The organism is Alkalihalobacillus sp. MEB130, from assembly GCF_032335535.1.
Classification (GTDB): Bacteria; Bacillota; Bacilli; order Bacillales; family Bacillaceae_D; genus Halalkalibacter.
Genome location: NZ_JAOANA010000017.1, coordinates 23,343 through 35,686, shown reverse-complemented (window position 1 = coordinate 35,686; position 12,344 = coordinate 23,343). Strand labels below are relative to the sequence as shown.

The 12,344-nt window shown below is 36.4% G+C and carries 12 protein-coding genes; 9 read left to right on the top strand and 3 right to left on the bottom strand.

Annotated features, from left to right (window positions below; translation table 11 throughout):
* Nucleotides 1-16 precede the first annotated feature (16 nt).
* Nucleotides 17-1,903: a TRAP transporter permease gene (locus N0O92_RS16600; RefSeq protein ID WP_315615780.1), complete on the top strand. Its 1,887-nt coding sequence runs from the start codon at nucleotides 17-19 to the stop codon at nucleotides 1,901-1,903.
* Between the two features lie 699 nt (nucleotides 1,904-2,602).
* The gene (locus tag N0O92_RS16595) at nucleotides 2,603-3,358 is read left to right on the top strand and encodes a GntR family transcriptional regulator (RefSeq protein ID WP_315615779.1); all 756 of its coding nucleotides are present in this window, start codon (nucleotides 2,603-2,605) and stop codon (nucleotides 3,356-3,358) included.
* Nucleotides 3,359-3,405: 47 nt separating this feature from the next.
* Here N0O92_RS16595 and N0O92_RS16590 read toward each other — a convergent pair whose 3' ends face one another.
* Nucleotides 3,406-5,049 carry an SLC13 family permease gene (locus tag N0O92_RS16590; protein ID WP_315615778.1) on the bottom strand — a complete coding sequence of 548 codons (1,644 nt, stop codon included), beginning with the start codon at nucleotides 5,047-5,049 and terminating at the stop codon, nucleotides 3,406-3,408.
* Nucleotides 5,050-5,491: 442 nt separating this feature from the next.
* On the opposite strand from N0O92_RS16590, the gene ttdA reads away from it, so the two are divergent.
* The 5 genes from ttdA (at nucleotide 5,492) to N0O92_RS16565 (ending at nucleotide 8,855) form a co-directional block, all read left to right on the top strand.
* Nucleotides 5,492-6,430 (top strand): L(+)-tartrate dehydratase subunit alpha, encoded by a 939-nt coding sequence (ttdA, locus tag N0O92_RS16585; RefSeq protein ID WP_315615777.1) that lies wholly within the window; start codon nucleotides 5,492-5,494, stop codon nucleotides 6,428-6,430.
* Nucleotides 6,427-7,038 (top strand): L(+)-tartrate dehydratase subunit beta, encoded by a 612-nt coding sequence (ttdB, locus tag N0O92_RS16580; protein WP_315615775.1) that lies wholly within the window; start codon nucleotides 6,427-6,429, stop codon nucleotides 7,036-7,038. The genes ttdA and ttdB overlap by 4 nt, the downstream gene beginning before the upstream one ends.
* A 19-nt stretch (nucleotides 7,039-7,057) precedes the next feature.
* Entirely contained in the window at nucleotides 7,058-7,855 is a 798-nt protein-coding gene (locus tag N0O92_RS16575) for a fumarylacetoacetate hydrolase family protein (RefSeq protein ID WP_315615774.1), read from the top strand.
* A gap of 413 nt (nucleotides 7,856-8,268) precedes the next feature.
* Nucleotides 8,269-8,646 (top strand): YmaF family protein, encoded by a 378-nt coding sequence (locus tag N0O92_RS16570; protein WP_315615773.1) that lies wholly within the window; start codon nucleotides 8,269-8,271, stop codon nucleotides 8,644-8,646.
* A gap of 116 nt (nucleotides 8,647-8,762) precedes the next feature.
* On the top strand, nucleotides 8,763-8,855 hold the full coding sequence (locus tag N0O92_RS16565) for a YjcZ family sporulation protein (protein WP_315615764.1): 93 nt from the start codon (nucleotides 8,763-8,765) through the stop codon (nucleotides 8,853-8,855).
* Nucleotides 8,856-9,125: 270 nt separating this feature from the next.
* Here the strand turns inward: N0O92_RS16565 and N0O92_RS16560 are convergent, their stop codons facing one another.
* The gene (locus tag N0O92_RS16560) at nucleotides 9,126-9,317 is read right to left on the bottom strand and encodes a hypothetical protein (RefSeq protein ID WP_315615772.1); all 192 of its coding nucleotides are present in this window, start codon (nucleotides 9,315-9,317) and stop codon (nucleotides 9,126-9,128) included.
* A gap of 502 nt (nucleotides 9,318-9,819) precedes the next feature.
* On the opposite strand from N0O92_RS16560, the gene N0O92_RS16555 reads away from it, so the two are divergent.
* Both N0O92_RS16555 and N0O92_RS16550 read left to right on the top strand, forming a co-directional pair.
* Nucleotides 9,820-10,638, top strand: coding sequence for a MerR family transcriptional regulator (locus N0O92_RS16555; RefSeq protein WP_315615771.1), 819 nt, complete (start codon nucleotides 9,820-9,822; stop codon nucleotides 10,636-10,638).
* A gap of 74 nt (nucleotides 10,639-10,712) precedes the next feature.
* Nucleotides 10,713-11,918, top strand: a complete 1,206-nt coding sequence (locus N0O92_RS16550) for an MFS transporter (RefSeq protein WP_315615770.1) — start codon at nucleotides 10,713-10,715, stop codon at nucleotides 11,916-11,918.
* 225 nt (nucleotides 11,919-12,143) lie between these two features.
* Here the strand turns inward: N0O92_RS16550 and N0O92_RS16545 are convergent, their stop codons facing one another.
* Nucleotides 12,144-12,329, bottom strand: a complete 186-nt coding sequence (locus tag N0O92_RS16545) for a hypothetical protein (RefSeq protein WP_315615769.1) — start codon at nucleotides 12,327-12,329, stop codon at nucleotides 12,144-12,146.
* Nucleotides 12,330-12,344: the final 15 nt, after the last annotated feature.

Here is a 12,344-nt window from a genome sequence, read left to right as displayed (position 1 = left end):
AAAGGAGGAAGGTAGTATGGGGAAAAGCTTAGATGTAAGGAGAAATTTCTTTTCAGTTGAAAAGGTGATTCTATTTTTAGCTATATCCTTAGCGTTGTTTCACTTGTATACCGCATCTTTCGGTATACTACCAGGATATTTTCAATCAGCCATTCACTGGGCCATTATCGCGAGTGTGTTATTTCTAGTAAAACCATTAAAGTTTAAATACTCGAAGTTAATAGATATACCATTAATTCTAATAAGTTGGTACATATCCTATTATCTGATTACTGTACAGAGTGAGCTAGTGATGAGAGCTGGCGCGTACACCAACTTTGAAGTTTTATTGGGCATTTTAGCTATTCTAATTGCACTTGAAGCTGGTCGTAGAACGGTTGGCACCATTCTCCCTATAGTTTGTCTAGCTTTTCTTGCATATGCTCTATTTGGAAACTATTTTCCTGGGATGTTCCAAACGGCTAACTTCTCCATAAGTAGAATAGCACCTTATTTATATACAGGAAGTGACGGATTATATGGTCAAGTTATTTTGGTTTCGGCCCAATTCATCTTCTTGTTTTTACTATTCGGTGCAGTTTTAAAGTTAACAGGGGCAGGGAACTTCTTCGTTGATTTAGCTTACGCATTGGCCGGTAAGGTATCAGGTGGCCCAGCTCAAGCTGCCATTCTTTCAAGTATGTTAATGGGAACGGTAAATGGAAGTGGTGCAGCGAATGTTGTCACAACTGGAACATTTACGATACCGTTAATGAAAAAGGTAGGTTATAAACCTAAATTTGCAGGTGCAGTTGAAGCAGTTGCTTCAAATGGAGGGCAAATTATGCCACCTGTCATGGGAGCGGTCGCATTCTTAATGGCTGAGATCACTGGTCTTCCGTATATCGATATACTAAAGGCAGCGTTAATTCCAGCTATTCTTTATTTTGTTACATTATCAAGTTCTGTTTATTTCATTGCGAAAAAGAATAATTTTAAAGGCTTGAAGAAAAGTGAATTACCTAGTTTCAGAAAAACACTTTTCAGTGGTTGGGTTTATCTTCTGCCATTAGCGGTACTAGTCTTTTTATTAGTGCAAGGCTTCAGTCCACAAAGATCAGCGTTCTATTCCATTATTTTGGCTTTTGTAATCGGTTTTATAAAAGATCGTACAAACATGACCTTACCAAACATTCGATCAGCTACTCGTGATGCAGCTACAGGGATCATGCCGATTGCAGCAGCGTGTTTACTTGCTGGTATTATCATGGGTGTAATTCAGTTAACCGGCTTAGGTATTAAAATCAGCAGCATTTTAGAGACTATCTCTGGTGGTAACTTAATACTAGCTTTAGTATTAACCATGCTAACAAGTATTCTTTTAGGAATGGGCTTGCCAACGTCTGCTGCTTACTTAATTTTGGCTGTATTGGTAGCACCAGCACTTGTAAATATGGGTATCCCGCTCATTGCAGCACATTTATTCATTCTTTATTTTGGAGCATTATCAACGATTACTCCACCTGTTGCGCTCTCGGTGTTTGGAGCTGCAGGTATAGCTGGCTCTGACGTATGGGAAACGGGGATTGAATCTGTTAAATTAGCATCAGCTGGATTTATCATTCCCTTTATCTTTGCATATAACGATGTCTTATTATTAAATGGTACGATAAGTGAGATAACAATTTCAGTAAGTACTGCTTTGTTGGGGTGTTTAGCTTTGTCCGTCTCGGTAACAGGTTGGTGTATCATTCCGGTTGGATTTATACGAAGAACCGTATTTTTAGTTAGCGCGATCTTCCTGATCATTCCATCACCATTTTATTGGAGTATGATTGGATTTGTCGTCATTTCATTATTAGTTCTAAATCTAATATCTACCAAAAACAAACATCAATCTTTTTCACTTTCCGAAGGAGCTTGAGTAGTTAAACAAAAATAGCTGAATGGGGACAGACCCATCAGCTATTTTGTTTTTGACTGTACTGGCACGGGTTCTATGGCTGCTTTTAAGATAAAATGGAACGCAGAACAGTCCCGCTGAATCCTTTCTTGGTACTCAGTAGAAGGATACTGCGCAGTAAAGTTCTTTCTTTTAAAGGAATTTGTGAAAGAATGTACTAAAGCTAACGACCAGAAGCGTTGAATAAGCTAAATGCAATTCATATAACTGACGAAAGACAAAACCGGTGAGAAATGCAAGGGAAGTGTCCTTCATAAAGCCGATGAAAGACAAAACCGATTAGGAATACCGGCGAATGTCTTTCATAAGTCTAATATGAATTATTTTGTTGGAGATAGTTTCTTAATAACCTATAGGCACCAATGGTAGAACAATATTAATTTTACAATTCCTGCAAATTTCAACGATACTTCGCAGCAACGTTTTGAATTTCGTTAAATGTTGAAGTTGAAGTAAAGGAGCTGTTGAAAAAGGATTTCCTTTTAAAATAGCTTTTTGTGTTGAGCTAACGGGCAGGGCGCTTTAAGTATCTTTATTTCTTAAAATTTTGAGATATACGACATTCTTGGTAAAATATATACGTAGTTATTTGGCTAACGATACTAGAGGTAAGGTATACTTCTTCTAATTAAAATTCATTAAGGTTAGATAGGTGTAATGATGGAAAAAGATAAACAGTTTTCAGAGCTGAATGAGTCGGACTTAAATAAAGAATTAAAACTATATATAACCACCCTCAAAGAACTTGAGAATTATCGGTTACCTCAACGGGCCTATCATATAATAAGATTGGCAATCCGTGATTTAATTCTTACTCCGGGAAGGACGATACTTGAGCGTGAAATGGCAGAAACGTTAGAAATGAGTCGGACACCGGTGCGAGAGGCGCTTGTCCGTTTGGAAACAGAAGGAATGGTCCATCTTATCCCCAGGAGAGGGTTCATTGTAGAGCCTATTGTAAAAGATGATCTTAGGGATATCTATGAAATTGTTGAAACGATGGATGGATTGGCCGTAGAAAAAGCTACTGAAAAAATAGCAGAGCATGAACTTAAGCAGCTAGAACAATTCATTGAACGGCAAGAACAGACGCTTCAGGAGGGTAATTTAAAAAAGTGGGCTATATTAGACGATGAATTCCATAATCTTATTATAAAGTACGCAAAAAATAAACGCCTCAATTCTGTGATTGATATTCATTCTGATCAACTTTATCGTGCTCGATTATTTACGATTAATCATCGACCTACGCCTCATAAATCAATTATAGAGCATAAAGCTATAGTTGCTTGTATAAAGGCTGGCGATGGATTAGCTGCAAGAATGGTTATGCAATCGCACCGAAAGCGAGCTCGTCAGGAAATACTAGAAGCACTAGATAGAATAGATGATTTAGAAAAAGTTGAAGAGTCTTAAGAAAGCCAGTCTCCAAAATTTATGGATACTGGCTTTTTCTCTGTTTATTACATTAGTCCATCAAAGATAAGAGGTACAACAGTTGATACAATAATAATAGATAATATAATAGCTAACAGATTCAACCAAATACCTGTTTTAGCCATTGTCGCCATTCTAATATACCCTGATGCAAAAGCTATTGCATTCGGAGGTGCTGCAACAGGAAGCATAAATGCAAAAGTTGCTCCCATACAGGCCGCGATCATTAAAATGATTGGGTCCATCCCTAAAGCGGTGGCCCCAGCTGCGACAATTGGATAAACCATTGTTGATGTAGCTGTATTGGATGTAAACTCAGTAAGGATGGTAATTCCTCCAATGATTAATGCGAGTGTTAACCAAAGAGGAACATCAGTGAAGTTTATGAGTTGACTACCAATCCATTGGTCTAATTCTGATTTTGTTATTCCGGCAGCGATTGCTAAACCTCCACCGAAAAGCCATAAAATACCCCATGGTAGTTTCTTTACCGTATCCCAATCTAGTAGATTACCATCTTGATTTTTAGCTGGAATTAAAAATAAAATAACTGCTCCCATTAAGGCGATAATAGTGTCGTCGATTCCAGGTATAAAACTTTGTAATAAGAAACTACGTGTTACCCATGCGATAGCAACGAGAGTAAATATAGTCAGGACAATTTTTTCTTCATAACTAATTTGCCCAAGTGCTTTTTGTTCATCTTTTATAATAGTACGCCCCCCAGAAATATTTTGAGTCTTCATAGGGAATGCCACTTTTACGAGATACAGCCAAACAAGAGGAACGAGTACCACAACTAAAGGTACTCCAAAGAGCATCCAGTGGGCAAATGAAATTTGAACGTCATATAAGTTGTTAACAGTTGCGGCTAAAATTGTATTTGCTGGTGCTCCAATTAGCGTTCCAAACCCACCTAGTGTGGCTGCGTAAGCTGTACCTAACATTAAAGCAGTACCAAATTGAAAGTTGCCTGGACTTGTCAAAACCAGAGAGTCCTTTTTCTTCATAGAATCTGCAACATGTTTTGTTACGGCAATAGCCATCGGTACCATCATCATTGTGGTTGCTGTGTTCGAAATCCACATAGATAAAAATGCAGTAGCGCACATAAAGCCTAGAATAATCATATTAGGATTTGTACCGATTAAAGAGATGATACTAAGAGCTATTCGTCTGTGTAAGTTCCATTTTTCCATTGTTAACGCTATCATAAAACTTCCGACGAAAAGAAAGATTAATGGGTCTCCATAGGAGGAAGAAACCTCTCCGGTGCTCATAATCCCCGTCAGAGGAAATAAAATCAATGGCAATAAGGAAGTCAGTGGGATAGGAACGGCCTCTGTTACCCACCATGCCGCTACCCAAGCGACAATTGCTAAAGTAGTGATTGCTTCGTTTGACATACCTTGAGGAGAAATAAGCAATTGAATCAGAATGAACAAGGCTGGTCCGGTTATTAAACCGATAATTTGGGGCTTATTATAATTTCTTTTTTCTGGATTAGGCTTATTTTCTTTGCTTGTTATTGTTTGATTAATAGAAGAAGGTTGATTTCTAGCGTTTGAAGAATCTGCCATCATTTGAACCCCTAGTAGGCTTTTTGTTAATTGTTTTACCTGGTCATTCCACCTCCACATTTGGTTCCAAAATGCCTTTACGTTAGTCATAATCATTCCCCTCTCACTTATTAATGTTACCGCTTACATCAATCTCGCTAAAACATAGATTGTGTGAATCACTATTCTGAATGTTACAGTAATGAATACGTTATTGTCAATATGTTTTAAGGAACTCATGAAATTAACATCTAATATTAGGTAAAATAGATGTATTTAGATAATTTTTATGAATATTTAAAAAACCATTGACAAATAACGTATACGTTAATTAAGATTTAATCAAAGGATTTAACATTTGCTTTTTTAAGGAGAAAAGCAAAAGAGGAGGTCTTATTTTAAAAAGACGATTAAATATTATGCTTAAGTCAACGAATGGTCTGCAATAAGAATTGTGCGTTATGTCTGATCTTCAGTATTAAGATAATAAACTTTGGAATAGAAGTGATTTCTTCTATTTCCTAGCCTAAAAAATAGAAGAGGAGAGTTATTTATGGATAACACACAACAAATTGAAAAAATGAACGAGGCTTTGAATAAAACGCAGCAAGTAGAAAAAATGACGGATCTGATGGCAAAGTTTGTTTCCGTAGTTAGCTATAAACTTCCTGATGATGTAGAAAATAAATTGAAAGAGTTAAGTGAAGAGGAAAATAACCCTCTTGCGAAGATCATTTACAAAACTATGAAAAAAAACCAAGAACTTGCTTATGAGTTAAAAAGACCTTCCTGTCAGGATACAGGTGTTCTTCAGTTCTTCGTGAAGTGCGGAGAGAAATTTCCTTTAGTTGGACAGTTAGATAAAATTCTAAAAAATAGTGTATATAAATCAACAAAAGAAACCCCCTTGCGTCATAATTCTGTAGAAACATTCGATGAATATAATACTGGGGAGAACATTGGTGATGGATCGCCTAGTATCTTTTGGGAAATTGAAGAAGATAGTGACAAAGTCGAAATCTATACGTATATGGCAGGAGGAGGATGTACACTTCCAGGAGTAGCAACAGTTCTAATGCCGGGTGAAGGCTATGAAGGGGTAGTCAAATTTGTACTTGATAGGATGACTAGTTATGGAGTTAATGCCTGTCCTCCTCTTCTTGTTGGTGTAGGTGTGGGAACTTCAGTTGAAACAGCAGCTCTAAACTCAAAAAAGGCACTTATGAGACCTGTTGGAAGTCATAATGAAAATGCAAACGCAGCTAAGATGGAAAGGTTACTTGAGGATGGAATTAACGCGATTGGCCTTGGACCTCAGGGGCTTAAGGGGTCTAAATCTGTGATGGGTGTTAATGTTGTAAATACGGCAAGGCATCCTTCTACTATTGGAGTTGCTGTTAATACAGGATGCTGGTCTCATAGAAGAGGAAAGATTACATTTGATAGTAATTTGAACTATGAAATTAGTACACATGAGGGGGTAACACTATGAGTGAAAAGATTTTAACTACACCAATTAAAGATGAAGATCTAAAAGATATACGAGTTGGGGATATTATCTATCTAAGTGGAACTCTAGTTACGTGCAGGGACGTTGCCCATAGGAGACTCATTGAAGAAAAAATTCCTTTACCAGTTGATCTAAGGGGAAAAGCAATTTTTCATGCGGGACCTATTGTTAGAGACCTTGGAGATGAAAAGTATGAGATTGTATCTATTGGGCCAACAACTAGTATGAGAATGGAAAAGTTCGAAAAGGAATTTATCGAAGAAACAGGTGTTAAACTCATTGTTGGAAAAGGGGGAATGGGGAAGAACACAGAAGAAGGGTGCAGAACTCATAAAGCACTTCATCTTGTTTTTCCAGCTGGAAATGCCGTTTATGCAGCAAAGAAGGTTGAAAAAATTAAAGAAGTTCACTGGAAAGACCTCGGAATGCCTGAATCTCTTTGGGTATGTGAAGTAAAAGAATTCGGTCCGCTCATCGTTTCCATTGATGCAGAAGGAAATAATATTTATGAGGAAAATAAGATAGAGTTCAATAAAAGAAAAGAAGAACAATATGAGTTAATCAGCCAGCAGGTAAGGTTCATCAAGTAAATAATGGAGTTGATGGGTAATGCAGGTGCTAAAGAAAACAAAAACGGTCGTTCGCTACCAGCGGCATAACGGTAATATTTATTACGGAATTGTTGAAGACGGCGATATTTTTCAACTATCAAGTGATTTTGCTGATATAGTAAACAATAAACTAACTTATGATGGTTCTATAGTTAAATATAATGAAGTGAAAATATTAGAGCCAGTAGTCCCATCAAAAATCATTAATTTCGGCTGGACTTATGCTGAACATGCAGAAGAAACGGGGGGGAAGGCCAATCTTAAAGAGCCGTTTTTGTTTTTGAAACCGCCAACTTCTATTATTCCGGATCAAGGGGAAATTACACTTCCAGGCAATGATTTATCCAAGCAAGTAGAGATGGAAGGTGAAGTAGCGCTGGTTATTGGGAAACGAGGGAAAAATATAAAGGAAGAAGAAGCCTTGGATTATGTTTTTGGCTGTACGATTTTTAACGATGTGACAGCAAGAGATCTTACAAAAGCGGATCCCCAATTTACGCGTGGAAAAGGTTTTGATACGTTTGGTCCGTTGGGTCCTTGTATAGTAGAAGGGATAGATCCAACTAATTTGCAGATAGTTACGACTTTAAATGGCAAAGTCGTTCAAGAGGGTAACACGAATCAAATGTCATTGTCCATTCCATACCTAATTAGTTGGATTTCTCAGGTTATGACGCTTGAACCAGGTGATGTGTTAGCTACTGGTTCGCCATCTGGAAGTTGTCCAATGAAATCAGGAGATGTTGTTGTTGTTGAAGTAGAGCAGATAGGTAAACTTTGTAACTATGTAAAATAAAAAATACTTTATCAACAGACTAATGGGTACTAACTAAACCCAAATACCCTTATCAGAAGTCAGAGTTATGTAAACAATAGTTAATAAAACTTATTGAACAAACAGGGGCGTTCCTTCAAAGTAGTTGGAGCGTTCTTTTCTAATACTCTCCATATTTGAGTAATTTGTAAATTTAATAGTGTAAAGGGCATTTATTTAAGCGGTCACTTCAAGGTGATCGTTTTTCGTAAATAGCGGGTACTGCGCAGCTGGGGTACAGTTCAACGGTTTGGCTCTTCTGGTTTGAATCATTATCTCAACAAAAATTTTCCCAAATTGGGTATCTATCTACACTTCTCTATGTACATGAATCCACTCTTTTTTTCTCTCTTGCTCATAAGATACAGGAGTAAATAGAAAGGGTGATCAAAAAAATGACAGATGTACCAGTAACAGGATTTATGTATCATTCTGATGATGGTAGTTCAGAACACTCTCATAATCTCTATATAACTACATGGGATGGGCGACCTGTTCATAGCCATGAATTTAGAGGAGTAACATCTTTTGATGTAGGGCATGATCATCGTTATGTAGGAACAACTGAACCAGCACCAAGCGGAGTTCAACATACCCATCGTTATTTTACTTTTACATCGTTTGATGCAGAACACAGACATGTTATTCGTGGGACAACAGGACCAGCGGTTTCTCTACCTGAGGGAGGCCACTACCATGAATTTAGTGGAGTAACTACAGTTGATGGTGAAACTCCACATAGACATAGATATAGTGGTAGAACTAGTTTATAAGATCCCCAAGAATTTTATGCTTTTCACTTAGTGATAGTACACAAGCAATAATCAGATAAAAACATACCTTGATAGTGTGTAGTGATACTACACAATATTATTAAGGAGGTAATACAATGAGCGGCTATGCAGGAACAGGCTTTGCGTTAATCGTTGTACTGTTCATTTTACTAATCATCGTAGGTACAGCGTTTGTTAGTGCATATTAAAAAAACGTAAAACAACTTTGTAATTGAAAACAGTCAGCACAAATGTGTTGGCTGTTTTCGTATTACTACGTTATTAATTAAGTAATCGTCTCTTCGTCGTATTTGACGGATGCTGTGAAGTGATCTTTTAGGAATAGAAAAAAGAAATTGAAATAAGAAAAAGAGCATTTTTCTGCTCTTCTAAGTTGTAAAAGCAAAATGAATTATTTCATTTTGCTAATATTTGTTATTGTTGTATCTGATTTTTAATGAAGTTGTTTAGTTAATCTTTTAGAAAAAACGTCGTAAAAGGAGAAGGGAAGTTATTAAGAAGAAGGGAATAAATATTCTTCTAAAGGGCGATGTTCGAAGAAATAATCCTCTTCGTTGATTAACACCATCGATATATCCTGTATGAATTCCACCATAAACATCTCTAACTTCAACCATTTGTCCTTGATACGCCATGGCCAGCTGATCCATTAAATATGTCACCTCCATTTCAATAGGGTACTATACAGTATGTTTTAGTTAAATGAAGGAGTAGACTAACCTCTTGGTATAAAAATACATTTTTAAACAGTAAAAAAATGGAGAAAGGAATATGTGGTAAAAGTTAAATGTTAGAAATGCAAAAGTGAAGTGGAATTGAAAAAGCACATAAATAAATATCAATGCGGCGCAAGAATTAAAGTAATGCACAGTACAACAACACTGGGAATCGTAATTAACTAAGAGGGGCGATCGCATTAAATGTGATCGTCTTTCTTAGTTGCGGATACTGTGTAACAATGACTTTAATTTTTAGGTCTTTTTGGAATGTCAAAAACAAAAGAATGTAAACTAGGTTAATTCAATATGAGAATTTAATAATAACAATGATAAATGAGATAAAAAATTAATGCTAATGGAGTTTCTTCTTTTTGAGAACGCAAAATCGGGTATCATAGTGTTAATAAAGAGAATGTAGAGAAGGGATATCAAAATGAAAAATATGTTTTCAATAGGAGAAATGGCCAAACTTCATAACATAACCATGAAAACACTAAGATATTATGATGAGATTGGGCTGCTCAAGCCTATTCAGATTGATTTAAACAATGGCTATAGATACTATTCAACTGAACAGTTTGAACAATTAAACACGATTCAGTATTTAAAGGAGTTAGGTTTTTCTCTAAAAGAGATAAAAGGGCATCTAGATCATAGGGATATTAATGGATTCCTGGATTTATTAGAGAAACAAAAGATACTAACAGAAAATAAAATTAGAGAATTAGAGCGGGTTAAACGAAAATTTCAGAATCGAATTAAGGATATTAAAGTAGCAAGAGAAGTAGAGGAGTTAGGAATAGTCTCGATAAACTCAATGGAGGAAAGGAAGATAGTTAGGTTAATGGGGAATATTGATTCCGAGCGTGAAGTGGAGATTTCGTTAAGACAATTAGAGAATTTGGCAAATATGAAATCCTCTATTTTTATTGGTGGGGTAGGGCTTACGGTAGGTTTAAATGACTTAAAAGAGCAAAAGTTTAATGAATATAACTCTATTTTTATCTTAACCGAAGAAGAAGTGGTTCTAAGCCCATTACTCACCACTTTTCAGAAAGGAAAATATGCCACCATCTACTTTCGGGGAGGCCATAACGACTCATCTCCTTATTATAGAGTGTTACTAGATTCCATCAAGGAAAACGGTCTTCAAATGATAGGAGATTCTATTGAAAGAACGATTATTGACCATTATATTTCCAAAAGTAAAGAAGATTACCTTACAGAAATACAAATTCCAGTTAGTTATTGACCTTCCCCTTAAGGGAAGGTTTATTATTTGTATAGATTTTTAATCGAGAAAAACTGATACGTAAGGAGAGAAAAATGGTGAATATAGATAATAAGATTTGGTCCATGTCGTTCATTTTCGTTGTAATGGCTAATGCTTTAGTCTTTATGATTTTCGAAATGCTGTTACCTACCCTGCCTTTATTTGTGACAGCTTTAGGAGGAGGGGCGAGTCAAGTCGGCTTAGTTACAGGTATTTTTATGCTATCGGCGATTACAATCCGCCCATTTGCAGGACTTCTCGCAACTAAATATGATAAAAAAGTTCTTTTAATTTTGGGTGTTATAATAATGACCTTATCAACAGGTGCTTATTATCTTGCTGGTAATATCTCAACGTTATTACTCATTCGTGTTATTCACGGGGCTGGTTTCGGATTAGCAACAACTTACTTTGCAACACTTGCTGCTGAAATTATTCCTAACAAACGTCGAGGAGAGGGGATTGGTTATTTTGGTGTTGGTGAAACGGTCGCGATCTCTATAGGTCCAATGATTGGAATTATAACGCTGGAGATATATGACTTTCAAAGGTTATTCTTTGGAGGAATGGCCGTTCTTTCCCTAGCTGTGTTCATGGTAATTTTCATAAAGAGAGCGCCTAGAGGAAAGGAGTTAGACAAACAAGAGAATGTAAAAGTTAAGCTATTTGAAAAGCGAGTTCTATTACCTGCGATACTCATTTTTCTAGTTGGAATTGCGGCAGGAGGGATTATGTCTTTCTTTGCTTTATACGCAATAGAGAAAGGTTTTACTCAAGTAGGCTTGTTTTTCTTTTTGATTGCGGCAGCGGGTTTTGTCATTAGATTAATTTCAGGAAAGCTATTTGATTTATACGGACCTTCTATTATTCTTATTCCAGGCTCCATTATGTCGATTTTTGGATTGCTTTTTCTATATGTAGCAGTTAGCGATAGTATGTTTCTAATAGCCGCGATATTTTATGGGTTTGGATTTGGTGCTATCTTTCCAGCTGTTCAAACATGGTGTTTGAACTTAGTCGAGGAACATGAGCATGAGAATGCGATGGCTACCTTTTTCAACTTCTTTGATCTAGGTATAGGGGGAGGCTCCTTTATTCTTGGATTTGTCGCTACAGTTGCTTCTTATCAAGCAGTCTATCTTCTTGCATCGATTGTGTTTGGTTTATTTCTTGCTATATATCTTATTTATTTAACAGTAAAACGGCAATCAACTATGAATAGTGTCAAAAATGAACAAGGTAGTAGTAACAACCTATAAATAGTTATTAAACTTTAGTCGAACAATAGCTGTTATTTATATATGATCCTTTACTGCACAGTACAACGATACTGGCAAATAGAATAACCCTCTAAAGAGACGATTGCTTTCAAAAGGTGGTCGTCTTTTCGTATTTGACACATACTATACAACAAGTGTCTTCACCTTAACTATAAAACCTAAAAAAGACCACTCTATCTGAAAGTGGTCTATCCTGCAGGTAAATTAGTAGTTAGACTTGTATTTTCTAAACGTCTGTCCTCTCCATAAAATCGAAAGCGCAATAACTAATCCAACAATAGAAAAAGACAAAATGACTAATTGAATATCAAATCCTCTAGAAACGAGTAAAGTTACACTTGCATAGGCAAGCGGATCAAACCCGTTCATGGCTAAAAAGACAATACTCATGACCCTTCCCATAAT

Coding starts and splice junctions, on each gene's coding strand:
- N0O92_RS16590 (WP_315615778.1), bottom strand. CDS start 5,049: ATGACTAACGTAAAGGCATTTTGGAACCAAATGTGGAGGTGGAATGAC.
- N0O92_RS16600 (WP_315615780.1), top strand. CDS start 17: ATGGGGAAAAGCTTAGATGTAAGGAGAAATTTCTTTTCAGTTGAAAAG.
- N0O92_RS16555 (WP_315615771.1), top strand. CDS start 9,820: ATGAAAAATATGTTTTCAATAGGAGAAATGGCCAAACTTCATAACATA.
- N0O92_RS16570 (WP_315615773.1), top strand. CDS start 8,269: ATGACAGATGTACCAGTAACAGGATTTATGTATCATTCTGATGATGGT.
- N0O92_RS16545 (WP_315615769.1), bottom strand. CDS start 12,329: ATGAGTATTGTCTTTTTAGCCATGAACGGGTTTGATCCGCTTGCCTAT.
- N0O92_RS16550 (WP_315615770.1), top strand. CDS start 10,713: ATGGTGAATATAGATAATAAGATTTGGTCCATGTCGTTCATTTTCGTT.
- N0O92_RS16595 (WP_315615779.1), top strand. CDS start 2,603: ATGGAAAAAGATAAACAGTTTTCAGAGCTGAATGAGTCGGACTTAAAT.
- N0O92_RS16565 (WP_315615764.1), top strand. CDS start 8,763: ATGAGCGGCTATGCAGGAACAGGCTTTGCGTTAATCGTTGTACTGTTC.
- N0O92_RS16560 (WP_315615772.1), bottom strand. CDS start 9,317: ATGGATCAGCTGGCCATGGCGTATCAAGGACAAATGGTTGAAGTTAGA.
- ttdB (WP_315615775.1), top strand. CDS start 6,427: ATGAGTGAAAAGATTTTAACTACACCAATTAAAGATGAAGATCTAAAA.
- ttdA (WP_315615777.1), top strand. CDS start 5,492: ATGGATAACACACAACAAATTGAAAAAATGAACGAGGCTTTGAATAAA.
- N0O92_RS16575 (WP_315615774.1), top strand. CDS start 7,058: ATGCAGGTGCTAAAGAAAACAAAAACGGTCGTTCGCTACCAGCGGCAT.